Here is an 18,424-nt window from a genome sequence, read left to right as displayed (position 1 = left end):
GGCGCCCTCCGTCCCGCCGGACCCGCTCCGCCGTGCCGCGCGCAGCCTCGTCCGGGCCCGCTCCGCCGCGCCGCCCGCGGCCTCCGCCGGGGGCGGCGCTAGGCTTGCCTGGATCCCGTCCCCTTCACCGGAAAGGTCTGCGCCCATGGACCTGAGTCAGCCGCGTTTCCTCGACGACGTAACCGTCGAGCTGGTCAAACACAGCGCCTCGGACTCCGACGTGCTCTGGGCGGCGCGGGTGTCGACCGCGGGGGAGCAGTCCCTGGAGGAGATCCACAAGGACCCCGAGCGGTCCAAGGGGCTGATCAACTTCCTGATGCGCGACCGGCACGGCAGCCCCTTCGAGCACAACTCGATGACCTTCTTCGTCAGCGCCCCGATCTTCGTCTTCCGCGAGTTCCACCGCCACCGGGTCGGCTGGTCCTACAACGAGGAGAGCGGCCGCTACCGGGAGCTGCAGCCCAACTTCTACGTCCCGGGCGCGGAGCGGAAGCTGGTTCAGGAGGGCCGTCCGGGCAAGTACGTCTTCGTCGAGGGCAGCGAGGAGCAGCACAAGATCACGACCGAGGCGATGGAGGCGGCCTACCGGCAGTCCTACGCCGCCTACCAGGAGATGCTGGAGGCCGGGATCGCCCGCGAGGTGGCCAGGGCGGTGCTGCCCGTCGGCCTGTTCTCCTCGATGTACGCCACGTGCAACGCCCGCTCGCTGATGCACTTCCTCTCCCTGCGCACCAAGAACGAGCAGGCCAAGGTGCCCTCGTTCCCGCAGCGGGAGATCGAGATGGTGGCGGAGAAGATGGAGGCCGCCTGGGCGGCGCTCATGCCCCTCACCCACGCGGCCTTCGTCGCCAACGGCCGGAGCGCTCCCTAGCCTTCCCGCCGCCCCCGGCCCTCCCGGCCTCCCGCGGGCGGGGCCGGGAGGCCGGCGCGGGGAGCGCCGAGGGCCGGGGCGGCGGTCTCCCGGCCGGTGCGACCGGCCATCGGGAGACCTCCCCGGCCGGAGCGCGCCCGGCTCAGAGCGCCGCCGCGCGTACGGTCAGCACGTCCGGCAGGTGCCGGGCGACGGAGAACCAGCTCTCCCCGTCGTCGCGCGAGCCGTACACCTCGCCGTCGCGGGTGCCGAAGAAGATCCCCGTCCCCGAGGCGCACATCGCGTCACGCAGCACGGCGGCGTGGACCGGGCCCTCGGGCAGCCCGTCGGCCAGGGCCCGCCACGACGCGCCCGCGTCGTCGCTGCGGAAGACCCGGTAGCGATGGTCGACGGGCGTGCGGTCCACGTCGGCCTGGAGCGGGAAGACATACAGCGTGTCGGGCCGGTCGGGGTGCACGACCAGCGGGAAACCGAAGTCGGAGGGGAGCGGGTCGCCGACGGAGGTCCACGAGCCGCCGAAGTCGTCGCTGCGGTAGACGCCGAAGTGGTGCTGGAGGAAGAGCCGCTCCGGCCGGGACGGATGCATGTCCACCTTGTGCACGCACTGCCCGAACTCGGGGTACTGCGACCCCTCGGGGAGGAATGGGGCGCGGATCCCCCGGTTGGCGGCCTCCCAGGAGACTCCGCCGTCGGTGCTGCGGTAGAAGCCCCCGGAGGAGACCGCGACCGCCATGGTCTTGGGGTCACTCGGGTGGAGGAGCACCGTGTGCAGGCACAGACCGCCGAAACCGGGCGCCCACTGGGGCCGGTGCGGATGGTTCCACAGCCCCTCCACCAGGGAGAAGGTGACGCCGCGGTCATCGGAGCGGAACAGGGCCCCCGGCTCGGCCCCGGCCCACACCACCTCCGGCTCGGACGGGGAGGGCTGGAGCTGCCAGACGCGGGTGAGCGCCGCCCCGGTCTCCTCGGGGAAGGCGATCGGGGCCTTGCCCGCCTCCTGCCAGGTCTCGCCGAGGTCGTCCGACCACATCACCGAGGGGCCGAAGTGGCCGTATTCGATCCCGACGAGAATGCGGGGCACCGGACCGCGGGTGTCGATCGCGACCGAGTGCACGCCGATGGTGGAGAAGCGGACCGGCTCGACCTCGAACGGTCCGCCCCCAGCTGAGCGGGCCAGGAACAGGCCCTTGCGGGTGCCTATGGCGAGGAGCGTGTCGTGCATGACGGGTCTCCCTTCGGATGTGGCCTCATGCTGTCACCTCATGAGGTGCCCCGCCCGGATCTCGGTGGATCTCCGTGGGTTGCGCCCGTCCCCGGGCCGTGGACGCCGTTCAGGGCTCGCCGTGGACGACGTCCCTGCGGATGTCGGCCAGGGGCACCCCGCCCCGCTGCAGCCTGCGGACGGTCTCGTTGACCATGGCCGCCGGGCCGCAGACGTAGACGTCGTGGTCGGTCCAGGAGTGGAAGCGCTCCATCACCTCGGGCACCCGGCCCCGCAGGCCGTCGTAGCCGGGCTCGTCGGAGACCACGGGCAGCACCCTCAGCCAGGGGAAGGACGACTCCATCCGGATCAGGTCGGGCAGGTCGTAGAGCTCCCGTGAGTGCCGCGCGCCGCACAGCAGATGGATGCCGGGCCGCCGCCCCGAGGCGATCACGTGCTCCACGACGGCCTTGAGCGGGGCGAGCCCGGTGCCTCCCGCGACACACAGGATGTCGCGGCCGGAGTCGGCGGGGACCATCGAGCCGACCGCCGGGCCGAGCATCAGGGTGTCGCCGATCCTGGTGTGCTCGACCAGCGCGGTGGAGACCCAGCCACCGGGGACCGCCCGCACGTGCAGGCGGATGGTGTTGTCCTCCCGTGGCGCGTTCGCGATGGAGAACACGCGCCAGACACGCGGCCAGCGTGCGGTCTGCACGTTGACGTACTGGCCCGGCAGGTAGGGCAGGTGCTGGCCGGGACGCAGGGTGATCACCGCGATGTCCGGAGTGCGGAGCTCGTGGTCGATCACCTCGGCCAGCCACCACGCGGGCGAGACCCCCGAGTCGGACTCGGCCGACTCGATCATGAGATCGGCGGCGACGGTGTACGCGGCGACCCACGCCGCCTCGATCTCGGCGGTCCAGATCTCGGCGGCGAAGCGCCTGACCGTGGCAAGCAGCGCGTTGCCGACCGCGGTGTAGTGCTCGGCGATCACCCCGTACTTGCGGTGGTCGCGGCCGAGCTGCCCGAGGAACGACGACAGGCTGCCCGGGCTGTCGAGACTCCAGACGATCCTGGTCAGGGCGCTGAACAGGCGATCGCGCTGGACGTTCATGGCCGGGGGGAACATCCCCCGCAGATGCGGGCTCTCGGCGAACAGGCGGCCGTAGAAGTATGCCGCGGCCTTGTCGGCGACAGGCTCGACGACGGCGAAGCTCTCCTTGACGAGTCGCGGATTCAAAGACATGTGATCGAACCCACCCTAATTGATCGGACCAAAGTCCGATCACGCTGATCCACCTCCCTGACGGCTCCGGGTGACGAGCGTCCAACGGCCCCGGCACACTTGGTCGCTCAAATTTGAGTCTTCCATCACCATGTGCACGTCACAACCGTTTCTCCATAATATAGTGGGAATTGCAACTATCAGTAATTGACTTGTTATTCTCCGTGACTACGCTACTTGCATTCGAAGGGATAAGTGAATAAGAATCGCATTTACCCGAAGTTGACGGTTTACCCGTTCTGTGGATTCCTGTCATGGTCCACACCTCGGGCCTCGGGGGCGGCCTCCGCTGGAGGGGGCGTGCGGCCCCGGCCGGCCGGGTCGCCCGGACCCGGGGCGGGTGTCCCCCGTGGGGGGCAGGCGGTGACCTGTGAAAACGCCGCACTTCGCGACTGGGGCGGCTTCGGGGAAACTGATCTGTGTGAGTGCATTTATATAAGTGCTGTTATATTAGCGCTATGGCATCTTTGGACCCCACCGCGTCGCCCGGGCGATGGCAGGCGCTCCACCTCCTGCTGGCCGCCATGGACGCCCAGATCGAATCCGTATACACCGAGCGGGGCATCGAGGGCGTCCGTCCCCGGTTCGCCTACCCCTTGATCCGCCTCGCGCATACCGGGCCGCTGACGATCCGTGAGCTGGCGGATTCGCTGGACCGCTCGCACTCCGCGATGAGCCAGACGCTCGCAGCGATGCGGCGTGAGGGCCTGGTCGATTCCGAGCTCGGTACCGACGCCCGCACGCGCCGCATCACCCTGACTGACCGTGGCCGAGCCCTCGTCCCCTTCCTCGAGGCCGAGTGGCGCGCGACCGAGGCGGCCGTCGCGGAGCTCGACGACGAGATCCCCCATGCGCTCAGCGCTGTCGTCACCGAGCTGCAGCGCGCCCTGGAGCGGCGGCCCATGCGGGATCGGATCGTCGCCCACCTCGATGAGCCTCATGCCGGCCCGGCGCCCACGGACACGTCCACGCCGACGCAGCCGCGCCCGTGACCTGGCACGGCGCACCTTCCCCGGCCGGTTGCTCCCGGTCGACCAGGTCGCCGCCGGGCTCGCCCCGCAGAACGTCGCCTTTCAGGTCGCCATGCTCGTCGGGTCCGCACTCGCCGGTCTCGTGCTCGCGCAGTGGCACTACCCCGCCGCATACGCGTCCCAAGCCCTTGCCGGCCTCGCCTCGCTGGTCGCCGTCATCCGACTCCCCCCGATGCCCGCCCCGCGCGCCGACGGGGACCGGCGGCCCGTGCGCGGCGCCCGCCGAAGCCGCGGTCCGACTCCGGGGGCCGGCGGATCATCCTTCAGCGCCCCACCCCGTGGGGCTCCTTCGCGACCGATCTCGCCGCCACCGTCCTGGCCATGCCGATCGCGCTCTTCCCTCTGATCGACGAGCTCCGCTTCGGGGGGTGCCCCAGAGCCCGTTGAGCCGCAGACGCCGCTGCCCCATCTCGGGCAACGGCTGCGCGGCGAAGATCAATGAAGTGGACCAGGGCGGGCCCCGCCGTCCCTGGGGTCATCCGACCGGCCTGGTCCAGGTGAGCGAGTAGCGCCAGAGCAGGTGCCGGCGGTAACGACTTCCGGGAAGGATCCGCGCGGCGAGCTCCTTCATCGTGGCGTATGTCACCGGAGGTGACGCCATCGGCGACGGGTGCTCCCAGTGATTCTTGGTCAACCCGTGGAGGCGGTTGGCGGCTATGCCGAGCAGCTCGAAGGGGAGATCATTCGGCAAGCGACTGCGGGCCAACCCGATGATCACCAGATTTCCGCCAGGCCGCAGGAGCTCACGCATCCGCTCCAGACCCATGGCGGCATCCATGTGATGGAGCGTGGCGACCGAGACGATCAGGTCGAACGAGTCTCGTTCGAACGGGTGAGTCAGGAAATCCGCGAGCACGTAGTCGATGTCGGCGCCGTCGTCGTGCGCCCGGGCAAGGTCGATGCTGACCTCGTCGAGGTCGACGGCTACCACGTCCGGCACGACGCGGCGGAGTTTCCTCGCCAGCATGCCCTCGCCGCAGCCGATGTCGAGTGCGTTCTTCGCGCCGCGAGGGACGGCGCCGAGGACCAGCGGATGGTAGTGGATGTTGTGGTTCCACCGATGATCGGTGACCGTCATGTTTGATCCTTCCGCAGTACGGCGGAGCGACGCTTTCCCGACCGCCTTCCGACCGCCTTCTGCCCGAGAGGCGGCGACCGAGCGTCTTCGGAGTCACTGACCGCCTGCGCTCCTCGCCTCGACGCCGGCCGCGACGGCTCGGGCCACCTGTGCCGGCGGGGTCCCGGTCGTGTCGATGATCTCTGCCTCCCGGCTCAGCCAGGACAGGGCGGTGTGATAGTCCGGGACATGGTCGAGCCGCCATTGCCGGGCTCCGGTCTCGACGGTGTCCGTCTCGATCCGGTGAACGAGAGTGTCCTGGTCGGTGTGGAGCAGGAAATGGTGGACGGGGATGCCGGCCTTCTCGAGTCCGGAGTGGATCTCCGCCCAGTACTGCTCGACGAGGACCGTCTGCGGGACGACGAGAACACCGCCGACATAGTCGAGCAGCTGCGAAGCCGTCTCCACGACCAGGCCGCGCCATGGCCGCCAATCCTGGAAGTCGCTGACCTCGGGCAGGCCGGGGACGTGTCGCAGCATGAATCCGACCTCTTCGGGGTCGAAGATCCGTGCTTTCGGGATCAGCCTGACGAGCTCCTTGGCAGTGGTCGTCTTGCCCGCGCCGAAGGTGCCGTTCAACCAGATGATCATGATGGCGAGTGTATCCACGCCGATGAGGTCGCACATATGAATCGATCTCGTTGACCGTCTGGACGCTCGGCCGTACAGCCGCGAGTGGTCACCTCCGCGGTGCACGTGTCCTTGTCGCACCGGATGATCCCGCTCATCCTCGCGTGCCGGATCTCCTGAGTGCGGTCCGCACGGGACGGTCCGGTCTGGGCGGGGTCGCTGGTGACCTGCCCGGCAGTGGACCGCGCGTGAAATCCGGCAGCCGTGAGATCCACGGAGCCGTGCACCGCTCCGCGGCCCGCCCGGTGGCCGCCGCGGGCGGAGACATGCGGGTGGCGGTGTTTCCGGCCGGTGGTCTCTGCGATCGTACGGGCCGGTGGTCTCTGTGACCGGATGAGGGCCGCGTCACCCGGAGCGGCTCAGACGATCGGGGGGCGACCGGCGCGGGTCAGCCGCAGCACGGTGGTCCAGGACATCGGTCGGCGCGGCGCACGAGGGCCGCACATGGGCGCCGAGCTCAGTCCTTGACGACCTCCACCCGGTAGCGGCCGTCGCCGTCACGATGGGCGCCGTGGATGTCGGTGGCCAGATCGGGGAAGGCCCGGTCGAAGTCCTCCAGGGCCTGCAGGTATGCCATCAGCGGGCCGTCGGCCGGGCCGGTCGCCTCGCCGGGCATCAGCATGGGGATCCCGGGTGGGGTGACCACCACCGTGGCCGCGGCGACCCGGCCCGGCAGGTCGGCCAGCGGGACGCGCTCGGTGCGGGCCCGGATCATGGCCTGGTAGCAGTCGGCGGGAGTCGACACCGGCTCGGGCAGGGTGGTGAAGACCTGGTCGAGAAGCTTCCCGACCCCGGAGTCACGCAGTTTCTCGTGGACCAGGGTGCAGAACTTCTGCAGCGAGATCGCGGGCGGTCCGAAGCCGGGCAGCGCCTCCGCCAAGGACAGATCTCCGTCGTAGGCGTTCTTGAAGTCGGTGAGGGCGTCGATCAGCGTGCCCCACTTGCCCTTGGTGATCCCCATGGAGAACAGCACCAGCAGCGTGTGATCGCCGGTCTTCTCCACCACGATGCCACGCCGCTGCAGGTAGGCGGCCACGATGCGGGCCGGGATGCCCCAGTCGAGCGTGCCCGTGGCGGCGTCGGCACCCGGGCAGGTGATCGTCACCTTGACCGGGTCGAGCAGGCAGTAGCCCTCGGACATCCCGTCGAACCCGTGCCACGCGGCCCCCGCCTCCAGGGTCCAGCACCGGGGCTCGGTGCACAGCAGCGCCAGGTCGGCGTCGGCGAACGAGACGGGCTGGCCGGTGCGCGGGTCGGTGACCGTGGAGGGCTGCCAGACGCCGAAGAACCAGTCGGGCCGCAGGCCGTCCTCGCGGATGCGGGCGGCCAGCCGCACCATCGCCTTCCGGAACCGGACCGCCTCAACGATCGCCTCCCCGGTGAGGAACGGCCCCGACGGGCCGTCCATCATCGCCGCCGCGACGTCCAACGAGGCGATCATCGGGTAGAGCGGCGACGTGGAGGCGTGCATGAGGTAGGTCTCGTTGAACGCGTCGTAATCGACCGGCGCCCGCTCCGCGGGGCGGACGTGCAGCATCGCCGCCTGCGACAGCGCGGCCAGCAGCTTGTGCGTCGACTGGGTGGCGAACACGGTGGGGCGGTCCGGGCCCGGCAGCGTGCGCTCATCGACCGCCATGCCGTACCGGCCGGCGTAGAGCGGGTTGAACCGGCCGTAGGCGAACCACGCCTCGTCGAAGTGCAGCCGCGGCACGCTGGCGCCCAGCAGTTCGCCGACCCGCACCGCGTCGTAGCAGATGCCGTCGTACGTGGAGTTCGTGATCACCGCGTACGTCGGTTCTCCGGCGGCGAGGGGGTGAGCGGCCAGCCGCTCACGGACCGCGCCGGCCTCCAGCGCGGCGGGCGGGATCGGGCCCGCCAGCCCGAGCCCGTTGCGCTCGGGCACAAGGTAGACCGGGCGGGCGCCGCTGATGGCCAGCGCGTGCTGGACCGACTTGTGGCAGTTGCGGTCCACCAGGACGGTGTCGTCGCGGGCGATCGCGTGGTGACCGACGATGCGGTTGGCGGTGGAGTTGCCGTTGACCACGAAGAACGTGCGGTCGGCGCCGAAGACGCGGGCGGCGTTGCGCTCGGCCTCGCCGATCGGGCCGGTGTGGTCGAGCGGCGACCCCAGCTCGGTGACCGAGATGGACAGGTCTGTGCGCAGCAGCCGTTCGCCGTAGAAGTCGAAGAACGCCCGCCCCACCGGCGACTTGAGGAACGCCACCCCGCCGGCGTGCGCCGGGGTGTGCCAGGAGTAGCGATGGTGATCCTGAAGGCGCCGCAGCGCGCCGAAGAAGGGAGGAAGGAGCTTTTCGGCGTACTGGTCGGCCGCGTAGGCGATGCGCCCGGCGATGAACTGCGGGGTGTCCTCCAGCGGGAAGACGTAGCCCTGGATGACCTCGTACACCCACAGCGGAAGCTCCTGCTCCCGCGTCATCAAGAAGACGGGCAGGCCGCGGAACCGCCTGGCCACCGCCTCCAGCAGCTCCTCGGCTCCTGGCGCCTCCCACGCCACCAGCACCGCCGTCAGCGACGCGTCCGACCCGACCACCGCCAGGGCGTCCTCGGCCCGGTGGGTCCAGCGCACCTGGAGCCCGAACTCGTCCATCGCCGCGCACACGCGGCGGAGCTGTTCGGCGAGTGCCGAATCGGCGTCAGGACGTTCGGTGACGGCGGCCAGAACCGTTCGCTCCATGCGGCACTCCGAGATCAGGGGAAGGGGCGGGAAGGTCCTACCGGCCCCACGCAATAGTAGCGGTGAGCAATTGAATTGCAACACTCCGTAATGGCCGTGGTGGCCTGGTGGCCCATGAGGTAAAGGGGGCGCCATGGTGGCGGTCGAAAATCGGGCGGATGCGAGAGGAGGCCCGCAAGGTGATCGAGCTGATCCGCGCCGGGAGGGCCCCGCACTCCCCGGACGGTCACGCCGCCGCCCTGGTCCAGCCGTCGCATCCGGCGGCCGCGAAGGGGTGGGCCGGCAGGCCGGCTCGGCCGCATCGGCCACGGGGCGACGCGTTCCGAGACGTGGCGAAGCTCCGAAGGGACGCGGCCCGAGCGTGATGCGCGCGGCGCAGAGACTCGGCGAGGCCCATATGCGCGGTCCGGGCCTGCCGCCTGTCCGGGATCCGGGTCCCCGGGCCTCCGCATGGCTGATCCTCGACCATGGTCACGGAGCCGACGCGAGAGCCCGAGGGCGTTTTCCGCCGGGAGGGACCTGTCAGCTCTGCGTAAGGCGAGAGGCACGCCGCAGGCGTCCTCGCCGGCGACGTAGAAGCCGTCAGGCGTGGTGTGAGTGGCGATTCCGTTGCTCTCGACGAGCGCGCGGGCCGCGGCCGCGTCGGTCACGGCGACGGTGTGGGCGGCCAGCAGAGGCGGAGCGGGCAGGGTGTGTCCGGGCAGCAGGCTGTCGAGTGCGGACTGCGGGGCGATCTCCACCTGCCCGTGCCTGAGAGACAGCACCCTCTTGGGGCCTTCGATCCACACGTCGGCGTCCAGTATCCGCACGTAGCGTTCCTCGTAGGTGTCCACGTCCTCGTCCGGGACGACCAGCAGCACGCTGTGCAGGCCGCGCGCGCCGTTGGGGTGGTCGAGGTAACGGGGTTGGTGCACGTATTGAGGGGTGAAGTGCTGAGTGGCCTGGAGCGCGCCCTCGGGCGTGTGGACCGCGTCGATGCGGACGCTGTCGGCCCGGACGGTGCGGGCGCCTTCCGGGGTCGACACGTCCCGCTCCAGCGCGCGGACTCCTGTGGAGGCCAGGCCTTCGGCGTGCAGCCGGTGGGCGGTGGCCCGCACGTCGCGGGAGCCAAGCGTCATCAGTAGACCGCGGTAGGTCTCCCGCAGCTGGTGAACGCCCCAGGGGTCGGGGGCGGTGGGGTCGACGACGCCGAGCAGTTCGATGAACGACCTGCCGAAGTAGGCGCACCGGTTGGCGGTGCAGGTGCGGGTGAGCGGGCCGCCGGGCCGTCCGGCCAGCAGGTGCGGCGAGGCCGGGCTGAGCGTGAAGCCGAGAGCCTCGTAGCGGGCGGAGGCCGCGTCGAGGTCGGTGGTGATGAGCACGGTGTGGTCGATGCGGTCGATGTCGGCGATCTTCTCGGAAGAATTCACGGCCGTTCTCCTTCGGTCGGTTCCCTGGGCGCGGTGGGCTGAGAGGCGATCGAGCGGCGGGTCACACGGCCGCTGCGATGGCGGCGGCGACGAAGAGCACCTGTAGGGCGGTGCGTGCGGGCAGCGGGGTCACCGGTCTGCCCGCCAGGGTGAGGCCGCGGCGGGCCGCTGAGACGTTGGCCGGGAACATGGCGGCCATGAGCAGCGCGAGCCCGATCGCGGCGAACGGCGCCACCGGTGGGAGCAGCAGTCCGGCGGCGCCGGCCAACTCCAGTACTCCGGTGACGGTGACCAGCAGGGCTGGGCGCGGGAACGCCGGCGGGATCATCGCGACGAAGTCGCGGCGCCACGAGGGCAGGAAGTGCGGCACGCCGGTGAAGACGAACATCAGGGCGAGAGCGCCGCGCAGCGCGGGCTGCCACCCGTCCAGCATGTCGACCCCCGCTACGCCGAGCAGCCGCAGGACCACGAAGCCACCGGTCAGGGCGATGAACGGAACCATCCGTCCTCCAATCTTGTCGCCGACAAGATTGGGCGATGTCCCCCATCTTGTCAACGTCAAGATAGGCTGAGTCCGTCACGTGGGATCATTGAGCGCGGAGGTGAGACAGATCGACCAGCCGACCTACCACCACGGCAACCTGCGGCGCGCCATCATCGACACCGCCCTGAAGGCGATCGGCGAGTCCGGCCCGGCCGGGTGGAGTCTGCGCGAACTGGCTCGCCGGGCCGGCGTCTCGCATGCGGCCCCGGCCCATCACTTCGGGGACAAGACAGGGCTGCTGACGGCCGTGGCCGCCGAGGGGTTCGAGCTGTTCGCCGACAACCTGGAGCAGGCGGCCGGGGACGCCTTCGAGGTCGGCGTGGCGTACGTCCGCTTCGCCGTCGACCATCGGCCCTACTTCGAAGTGATGTTCCGCCCCGAGCTGTACCGCGCGGACGACCCCGGCATGCAGGCGGCGCGCGAGCGCGCGGCCGACGTGCTCGTCGCCAGCGCGGGCACACTGTCACCGAGCCCGGCGCAGGCCCGGTTGACCACGATCGCCGCCTGGTCGCTCGCCCATGGTTTCGCCGGCCTGTGGCTCAGCGGCAACCTTCCCGAAAGCGCCCACGACGATCCGGAGACCACTGCCCGCTCGGTGATCCAGCTCATCTTCGGCCGGCCCTGAACCGCGGTACGGCGAGATCCTGGATGCCCGTCCCGTCTCCCGCGGGGGCATGTCTCCCGCGGGCCCGCCGTACCAGGCCATCGGGATGAAAAAGCCTCACTGATACCTCAGATGCATGACACAACCGAAATCGCGTGCGTCATGATAGGGATCCTGCCGGAGATGGGATGGGTGCCGCCCGAAACGGGGGACACCGCCTTCCGCATGGCCCCCTGGAGAACGCATGTCCCGACCCCTGATCGGTATCACCGCCTACCTCGAGGCCGCCCGCTGGGGCACCTGGGTCCGTGAGGCCGTCCTGTCGCCGCTCTCCTACGCCCGCGCCGTCGAGAAGGCGGGCGGCCTGCCGGTGCTGCTGCCGCCGCTGAACGTGGGCGGCGTCGACGACTACGTGCGCGATCTGTCCGGAGTGATCTTCGCCGGCGGCGGCGAGCTCGACCAGGCCCTGTACGGCGCGGCCCGCGAGGAACGGGTCGAGGAGCCCCAGCCCCACCGCGACCGCTTCGAGCTGGCGCTGGCCCGTGCCGCCGTCCAGGCCGACCTGCCGCTGCTCGCGATCGCCCGGGGCATGCACGTCCTGAACGTCGCCCAGGGCGGCAGCCTCATCCCCTGGCTCCCCGAGGCGGTCGACCACGACCGCCACGCCGCCGGACGCGCGCACGTCATCCAGATCAGCGTGTCCAGCAAGCTGGGCAAGGCGGTGGGCGACCGCGCCGAGGTGACCGCGCCCCACCACCAGGCGGTCAAGCGGCTGGGCGCCGGCCTGCTCGCCGTGGCCTGGGCCGACGACCAGATCGTCGAGGGGGTCGAGCTCCAGGGACACCGCTTCGCCGTCGGCGTCCAGTGGCACCCCGAGCGCGGGGAGGACAACCGGCTCGTCGAGGCGCTGGTCGAGGCTGCGGCCGGCTGACCCGGTCGGGCCGCCGATCCGGCCGAGGCGTTGCCGGCCGGTCCGGGTGCCGCCGGGTAATGTGCGGTCATGCCGTTGCACCCCCAGGCCGAGGCCTACGTGAAGCTGTTCCCGACGGATCTCGACACCCCCGTCTCCTTGCTCACTCCCGAACTGATCGCCCGGATGCGGACCATGGACGGCTTCGCCGAGCAGCGGGGGCCGGCCGTGCCGCTGCCGTCCGTCAGGGACGAGGTCGTGCGCGGAGTGCCGGTCCGGATCTACCGGCCGGAGGAGGGCGAGCACCCGCTGCCCGCGATCGTCTACTTCCACGGCGGTGGCTGGGTGTTCGGCAGCGTGGCCCGCAACGACGCGCTCGGCCGGGACCTGGCCGCGCGCACCGGGGCGGTCGTGGTCTCGGTGGACTACCGGCTCGCCCCCGACCACCCCTTCCCGGCCGCGGCCGACGACGCGTGGACGGTGGTCGAGGACGTCTTCGCCCGCCCCGAGGCGTATCTCGCCGACCCGGAGCGGATCGCCGTCTGCGGCGACAGCGCCGGGGGCAACGTGGCCGCCGTGGCGGCCTGGAGGGCCCGTGACGCGGGCCTGCGGCTGGCGCACCAGGTGCTGGTCTACCCGGTGACCGACGTCGCCATGGACACCCCGAGCTACCGTGACTACGCCACCGGTTTCGGGCTCGCCGCCCACGAGATGGCCTGGTTCGTCGAGCAGTACGGCGGGGACCCGGCCGACCCCGCGCTGGCCCCGGTCCGGCTCGCCGACAAGGCGGGGCTGGCCCCGGCGACGGTGATCACCGCCGAGTTCGACCCGCTGCGCGACGAGGGCGAGACCTACGCCGCCCAGCTCGCGGCGGCGGGGGTCCCGGTCGAGGTCAGGCGCTACGAGGGGGCGATCCACGGCTTCTTCGGCCTGCCCGGGTTCTTCGACCAGGCGGCCGAGGCGCGCGACTACGTCGCCGCGCGGCTCGGGGAGGCGTTCGGGTGAGGGACTACGAGAAGCTGAAGATCGACTGGGCCGCCGACGGGGTGCTCCGGATCGTGATCAGCGAGCCCCGCAGGCTCAACGCCGTGGACATGACCGGCCACCGCGAGCTGGCCGAGGTATGGCGGGACGTGGACCGCGACGACGACGTGCGCGCGGTCGTCGTCCGCGGTGAGGGCGAGGTGTTCTCCGCGGGCGGTGACCTGTCGATGATCGAGGAGATGACGCGCGACCACGGCACGCGCATGCGCATCTTCACCGAGGCCCGCGACATCGTCTACAACGTGCTCAACTGTTCCAAGCCCGTCGTGTCGGCCATCCAGGGCCCCGCGGTGGGCGCGGGACTGGCGGTCGCGCTGCTGGCCGACATCTCCGTCGCCGGCCGTACGGCCCGCATCATCGACGGCCACACCCGGCTGGGCGTCGCGGCCGGCGACCACGCCGCCATCGTCTGGCCGCTGCTGTGCGGACTGGCCAAGGCCAAGTATCACCTGCTGCTGTGCGAGCCGGTCAGCGGTGAGCAGGCCGAGGCGATGGGCCTGGTCAGCCTCTGCGTCGACGACGGCCAGGTGCACGCGAGGGCGGTGGAGATCGCCGCCCGGCTGGCCGGCGGCTCGGCCGAGGCGATCCGCCTGACCAAATACTCCCTCAACAACTGGCTCCGCCTCGCCGGTCCCTCCTTCGACGCCTCCCTGGCCATGGAGTTCCTCGGCTTCACCGGCCCGGACGTGACCGAGGGAGTGCGGGCCGTCCGGGACAAGCGCCCGCCCAGGTTCGGCTGACCGCGGGTCCGAGGCAAGCGCCCGCCCAGGTTCGGCTGACCGCGGGTCCGAGGCAGGTGCTCGACCGGGGCCGGCCGTATGGCCGGTGGCAGGCGCTTGACCGGGGTCGGCCGGCCGTATGCCCAGTGGTAAGGCACACGCCCCGGTCCGGCCGGCCGGAGATCCGCGATCCGGCCGGACATCCGTCCGGAAGGGGCGGGCGGTATCCGTACGATGTTCGCTCCTGCCCGGAATAACGCCATATTTCCGACCATGTGCACATCATGGGATAATTTCGGACAGTCATCTGGCTACCTTCATCGGCATGTCACCGGCCGATCGGAAGGAAGCGCTGATGGCGAAGACACAGATGGTGACGGCGGGGCCCGCGGAGGCGGCGCCCGGTCATCGGCTCGGACTCGGCCAGGGCACGGCCCTCTTCCTGGGCGCCGTGCTCGGGCCCGGTGTGCTGGCGCTGCCGCACCTGGCCGCGGCGGTCGCGGGCCCGGCCTCCGTCGTGGCCTGGGCCGCGCTGCTGGCGCTCAGCGTGCCGGTCGCGCTGACCTTCGCCGCGCTGGGCGGCCGCTTCCCCGACGGCGGAGGGGTGGCCACGTTCGCCGCCCGGGCCTTCGGGGGCCGGGTGGCGGCGGTGACCGGCTGGTGGTTCTACTTCGCCGTCCCGATCGGCGTGCTGGCCGGGGCCATGGTCGGCGCCCGCTACGTCGCCTCGGGCCTGGGTCTCGGCCCGGCCGGGACGGTGGCGGTGACCTGCGCCCTGCTGGCCGCGGCTTTCACCGCCAACTACGCCGGCCTGCGCTTCTCCGGGCGCCTGCAACTGGTCCTGCTCGCCCTGCTGACCGCGCTCCTGGTGGCCGCGGTCGTGGTCGCCGCCCCCGCCGTGCGGCCGGGCAACTTCACCCCCTTCGCCCCCCACGGCTGGAGCGGGGTCGCCCACGCGGCGGGGGTGCTCTTCTTCGCCTTCGTCGGGTGGGAGGCCGCCAGCCACCTGTCGGCCGAGTTCGCCGACCCGCGCCGCCACCTGCCGCGGGCCACGGCGCTGACGCTGGCGATCGTGGGCGTGCTCTACCTGGGGCTGGCCGTCGTCACGGTCGGCGTGCTCGGCGGCCGGGCCGCCTCCTCGCCGGTCCCGCTCGCCCTGCTGCTGGAGGAGGGCGTGGGTGCCCTGGCCGGGCCGCTCACCGCGGTGGCGGCCGTGCTGCTGAGCTTCGGCGCGGTCAACGCCTACATCGCCGGGGGAGCGAGGCTGGGCGCCGCGCTGGCCCGCGACGGCGCCCTGCCCCGCCCCCTGGCGAAGGGGGCGGCGCCGGGAGAGGTGCCCGCCCGCAGCCTCACCCTCCTGGCCGTGCTGACCGCCGCCCTCACCGCCGCGGCGACGGTCGGCGAGCTCGACCTCGACACGCTCATGCGCGCCACATCGGCCTGCCTGGCGGCCGTCACCGCGGTCGGTGTCGCCGCCGCGACCCGGCTGCTGCCCCGGCCGGGGCGCCAGGTCGCCACCGCGGCCACGGCCCTCACCCTTGTCCTGCTGGCCTCCTGCGGGCCCTACCTCCTCGTGCCCGCCGTACCGGCGGCGGCCGGTCTCCTGGCCGCCGTGCGGCGGCCGGGCGCGGTGCGGGGCGCGGCGGGCGGTCTCAGGGCCGCAGGCGCTCGCGCAGGCCGGCCAGGCCCGGCTCGAAGATGGCGCGGGTGAGGATCCTGGTCATCTTCGCCTCGTCGTCGGCCTCGAAGGCGGCCGACCACTCGACGAAGGCCCGGCCGCTGTCGGTGACCGGCGAGACGCGGTAGGAGCCCCGGTAGTCCCGCAGCGGCAGCGGGCTCTCGACGATCTCGTAGGTCGCCGAGCGGGCGCCGTCGTCGAGGGTGAGCAGCCGCTCCCGGAAGAGGCCGCCCGCGCCCTCGACCCTGCGCACCGCCCCGGGCCGGGAGCCGTCACCTTCCTCGATCTCGCAGAGCGCGACCCCGGGCAGCCACTCGGCCAGGTTGCCGAAGTCTCTCAGATAGGCCCACACCTCGTCGGCTGAGGCGTTGACCACGGTGCTGGCATAGGCGGACATCGGCCACTCCCTCGTGTGCGTCCCGACCTGCCTACGGTCCTGCCCGTACGGCCCGCCCCGCAACCGGCTCAGAAGCTTCTGGGCAGCCCCAGGACCTGGGTGGCGAGGTAGTTGAGCAGGAGCTCCTCGGTGACCGGGGCGACCTTGCCGATGCGGGCGTCGGCCAGCAGGCGGGCGACCGGATACTCCAGCGAGTAGGCCATGCCGCCGTGGGTCTGGAAGGCGTGGTCGGCCGCCTCCCAGGCCGCCTGGGAGGCGGTCAGCTTGGCGATGTTGGCCTCGGTGCCGCACGGCCGGTGGTTGTCGAACAGCCAGGCGGCCTTGTAGAGCATCAGCCTGGCCAGTTCGATCTTGGCCTTGACCTGGGCGAGGGGGAAGGCGATGGCCTGGTTGGCCCCGATCGGGCGGCCGAAGACCTCACGCTCCTTGGCGTACTGCACGGCCACCTTCAGCGCGACCTCGGCGCCGCCCAGGGCGGAGGCCGCCAGCAGGACGCGCTCGGGGTTGAGGATGTCCCACAGCACCAGCGCGCCCTGGTCCACCTCGCCCACCACGTTCGCCGCCGGCACCCGCAGGTCGTCGACGAAGACCATGTTGGACGGGGTGGTGTTGGCGCCCATCTTCGGGATCGGCCGGAAGGAGAGCTGCCCGGCGGCGACCGCCTCGGGCACGTTCACCAGGAAGACCGTCAGGCCGTTGGTGCGGGGTCTGGCCTCGGCGGCCGGGACGGTCCGGGTGACCAGCAGCATCCAGGTGGCGCGCTGCACGCCGGTGATCCAGATCTTCTGGCCGTTGACGACGTACTCGCCGCCGTCGCGCCGGGCGAAGGTGGAGATGCCCAGGGCGTTGGACCCGGCGTCGGGCTCGGTCAGGGCGAAGCAGGTCTCCAGCTCGCCGGTGGCCAGCTTGGGCAGCAGCTCCTCGCGCTGCCACCGGCTGCCGTGCCGGGCCAGGGTCATGGCGCCGAAGCCCGGCGTCAGGACGTAGGTGAACGCCGACCCCCCGGCCGAGCCGGAGGCCGACAGGGTCTCGGTGGCCACGGCCAGCTCCAGCAGGCCCTGGCCGCCTCCGCCGTACTCCTCGGGGACGGCCAGGCCGAGCCAGCCGCCCTTGGCCAGCTCCGCCCAGACCTCCTCGGGCCAGCGCTTCTCGGTCTCGCAGCGCTGCCAGTAGTCCAGGTCGTAGCGTGCGCAGATGTCGGCTATGCCGCGCTGGACGGCGAGGGCGCTGTCGGGAAGCGTGAAGTCCACCGTGATCAACTCCGTTCAGTTGCGTGCGCAATGGTAGAACGGAGTTCTGTTCGGGTTCCAGCCCCGCCGCGGGACGGCCTGCCGCGGCCCGGCCACGGCAGGCGGCCCGCCGCCGCTCAGCCCTGGCCGGCGACCTGCTCCCGCGGCCTGCGCGCGTGGTAGACGAAGGCCGGGGGGAGGTTGCCCCACACCGTCCGGCCCACCACGACCTCCTCGAAGGTGTCGAGCAGGCGCTGCCGGAAGCGCTGCGCGGGGGGCAGGCGCTTGGCGAAGCTGTAGGCGAAGGTGGTGAAGGCCGTGTTGGAATCCATGATCGCGACGACGGCGTCCATCAGGCGGGTCTGCGTCTCCTCCGAGAAGGCCGCCCAGGGGAGCCCGCTCACGACCGCGTCGGCCCGGTGGAAGCCGCGCTCCTGCAGCAACTGCGGCAGCCGTGCCGCGTCCTCGACCACGACGTCGACCTTCGGGTGCCGGGCGGAGAGGAACTCGGCCAGCCTGGGGTTGATCTCGACCGCCATGTGATGACCCCGGCCGCCCAGCCGCCGCTGGATCTCCGCCGTGAACGCCCCGGTGCCGGGACCGAGCTCGACGACCACGGGATCACCCCGATGGGGGACCGGCGTGGTCACCGTCTCGGCGAGCCGACGCGAGCTCGGAGCCACCGCCCCGACGGTTCCCGGGGAACGGATCCACTGCCCCAGGAACAGCGTGGTGTCATTGGTCATGCTGTGAAGAGTAAATGCTCTCCGAGTCGTGTGGCTCAGTCCTTCGGCCGATCTTTCGGCCACTCGCAGGAGGAGATCCCCCTCCTACAGGAGGAGGAGCCCCGGCGGGCCCGCCGGCTTCCGGCCGCCACGGACAGGCCGGGCCCGCGCGACCGCACCCGGATCGCGGTGGCCGCCCGCCGGACCGGCCCGGTCGGCGTGGACTCCCGCCCGGTCGCGAATCCGCCACGCGGCGGATCGAGGAGTCACCCCCCAGGCTGACGACCCGGTACGTCCGCCGCGGCCACGATGTGCTTCCAACCAGTCACCCGAGG

17 protein-coding genes are annotated in these 18,424 nt (G+C 71.6%); 7 read left to right on the top strand and 10 right to left on the bottom strand.

Annotated features, from left to right (window positions below):
• The first annotated feature begins 145 nt into the window (after positions 1–145).
• A complete protein-coding gene (thyX, locus tag J2S55_RS45835; protein WP_306874645.1) occupies positions 146–871 on the top strand; it encodes an FAD-dependent thymidylate synthase in 726 nt (241 codons plus the stop codon).
• 142 nt (positions 872–1,013) lie between these two features.
• On the opposite strand, the gene J2S55_RS45830 is transcribed toward thyX, so the two are convergent.
• Together J2S55_RS45830 and J2S55_RS45825 are read right to left on the bottom strand one after the other, a co-directional pair.
• Positions 1,014–2,093, bottom strand: coding sequence for a WD40/YVTN/BNR-like repeat-containing protein (locus J2S55_RS45830; protein ID WP_306874642.1), 1,080 nt, complete (start codon positions 2,091–2,093; stop codon positions 1,014–1,016).
• 109 nt (positions 2,094–2,202) lie between these two features.
• A complete protein-coding gene (locus J2S55_RS45825) occupies positions 2,203–3,318 on the bottom strand; it encodes a globin domain-containing protein (RefSeq protein ID WP_306874640.1) in 1,116 nt (371 codons plus the stop codon).
• Positions 3,319–3,815: 497 nt separating this feature from the next.
• Between J2S55_RS45825 and J2S55_RS45820 the strand changes: the two genes are divergently transcribed.
• The gene (locus J2S55_RS45820; protein ID WP_306874638.1) at positions 3,816–4,349 is read left to right on the top strand and encodes a MarR family winged helix-turn-helix transcriptional regulator; all 534 of its coding nucleotides are present in this window, start codon (positions 3,816–3,818) and stop codon (positions 4,347–4,349) included.
• Between the two features lie 514 nt (positions 4,350–4,863).
• On the opposite strand, the gene J2S55_RS45815 is transcribed toward J2S55_RS45820, so the two are convergent.
• From J2S55_RS45815 to J2S55_RS45795, 5 genes are all read right to left on the bottom strand, one after another.
• The gene (locus J2S55_RS45815) at positions 4,864–5,466 is read right to left on the bottom strand and encodes a class I SAM-dependent methyltransferase (protein WP_306874635.1); all 603 of its coding nucleotides are present in this window, start codon (positions 5,464–5,466) and stop codon (positions 4,864–4,866) included.
• A gap of 93 nt (positions 5,467–5,559) precedes the next feature.
• The gene (locus J2S55_RS45810; RefSeq protein ID WP_306874634.1) at positions 5,560–6,096 is read right to left on the bottom strand and encodes a P-loop nucleotide/nucleoside kinase family protein; all 537 of its coding nucleotides are present in this window, start codon (positions 6,094–6,096) and stop codon (positions 5,560–5,562) included.
• Positions 6,097–6,592: 496 nt separating this feature from the next.
• Positions 6,593–8,830: an Orn/Lys/Arg family decarboxylase gene (locus J2S55_RS45805; protein ID WP_306874631.1), complete on the bottom strand. Its 2,238-nt coding sequence runs from the start codon at positions 8,828–8,830 to the stop codon at positions 6,593–6,595.
• Positions 8,831–8,844: 14 nt separating this feature from the next.
• The gene (locus J2S55_RS45800; RefSeq protein ID WP_306874627.1) at positions 8,845–10,239 is read right to left on the bottom strand and encodes a VOC family protein; all 1,395 of its coding nucleotides are present in this window, start codon (positions 10,237–10,239) and stop codon (positions 8,845–8,847) included.
• Between the two features lie 61 nt (positions 10,240–10,300).
• The gene (locus J2S55_RS45795) at positions 10,301–10,741 is read right to left on the bottom strand and encodes a DoxX family protein (protein WP_306874624.1); all 441 of its coding nucleotides are present in this window, start codon (positions 10,739–10,741) and stop codon (positions 10,301–10,303) included.
• A gap of 100 nt (positions 10,742–10,841) precedes the next feature.
• Here J2S55_RS45795 and J2S55_RS45790 point away from each other — a divergent pair, with 100 nt between their 5' ends.
• The 5 genes from J2S55_RS45790 to J2S55_RS45770 all read left to right on the top strand — a co-directional run bounded on the left by J2S55_RS45790 (position 10,842) and on the right by J2S55_RS45770 (position 15,771).
• Positions 10,842–11,408: a TetR/AcrR family transcriptional regulator gene (locus tag J2S55_RS45790; RefSeq protein ID WP_306874622.1), complete on the top strand. Its 567-nt coding sequence runs from the start codon at positions 10,842–10,844 to the stop codon at positions 11,406–11,408.
• A gap of 223 nt (positions 11,409–11,631) precedes the next feature.
• Positions 11,632–12,318 (top strand): gamma-glutamyl-gamma-aminobutyrate hydrolase family protein, encoded by a 687-nt coding sequence (locus J2S55_RS45785; RefSeq protein ID WP_306874620.1) that lies wholly within the window; start codon positions 11,632–11,634, stop codon positions 12,316–12,318.
• 69 nt (positions 12,319–12,387) lie between these two features.
• Positions 12,388–13,302 carry an alpha/beta hydrolase gene (locus J2S55_RS45780; protein WP_306874618.1) on the top strand — a complete coding sequence of 305 codons (915 nt, stop codon included), beginning with the start codon at positions 12,388–12,390 and terminating at the stop codon, positions 13,300–13,302.
• Positions 13,299–14,081, top strand: coding sequence for an enoyl-CoA hydratase/isomerase family protein (locus J2S55_RS45775; RefSeq protein WP_306874613.1), 783 nt, complete (start codon positions 13,299–13,301; stop codon positions 14,079–14,081). The genes J2S55_RS45780 and J2S55_RS45775 overlap by 4 nt, the downstream gene beginning before the upstream one ends.
• 334 nt (positions 14,082–14,415) lie before the next feature.
• Positions 14,416–15,771: an APC family permease gene (locus tag J2S55_RS45770; protein ID WP_306874611.1), complete on the top strand. Its 1,356-nt coding sequence runs from the start codon at positions 14,416–14,418 to the stop codon at positions 15,769–15,771.
• On the opposite strand, the gene J2S55_RS45765 is transcribed toward J2S55_RS45770, so the two are convergent.
• The 3 genes from J2S55_RS45765 to J2S55_RS45755 form a co-directional block, all read right to left on the bottom strand.
• Positions 15,713–16,135 (bottom strand): SRPBCC family protein, encoded by a 423-nt coding sequence (locus tag J2S55_RS45765; RefSeq protein WP_306874609.1) that lies wholly within the window; start codon positions 16,133–16,135, stop codon positions 15,713–15,715. The two genes, J2S55_RS45770 and J2S55_RS45765, sit on opposite strands and share 59 nt — an antisense overlap.
• A gap of 68 nt (positions 16,136–16,203) precedes the next feature.
• The gene (locus tag J2S55_RS45760; RefSeq protein ID WP_306874606.1) at positions 16,204–17,385 is read right to left on the bottom strand and encodes an acyl-CoA dehydrogenase family protein; all 1,182 of its coding nucleotides are present in this window, start codon (positions 17,383–17,385) and stop codon (positions 16,204–16,206) included.
• A 116-nt stretch (positions 17,386–17,501) separates the two neighbouring features.
• A complete protein-coding gene (locus J2S55_RS45755) occupies positions 17,502–18,110 on the bottom strand; it encodes a class I SAM-dependent methyltransferase (protein ID WP_306874603.1) in 609 nt (202 codons plus the stop codon).
• Between the last annotated feature and the right edge of the window lie 314 nt (positions 18,111–18,424).

It is taken from the genome of Streptosporangium brasiliense, from assembly GCF_030811595.1.
Taxonomy (GTDB): Bacteria; Actinomycetota; Actinomycetes; order Streptosporangiales; family Streptosporangiaceae; genus Streptosporangium; species Streptosporangium brasiliense.
Note: the sequence above shows the minus strand (reverse complement) of the source record. Positions and strands in the feature narration are given on the sequence as shown.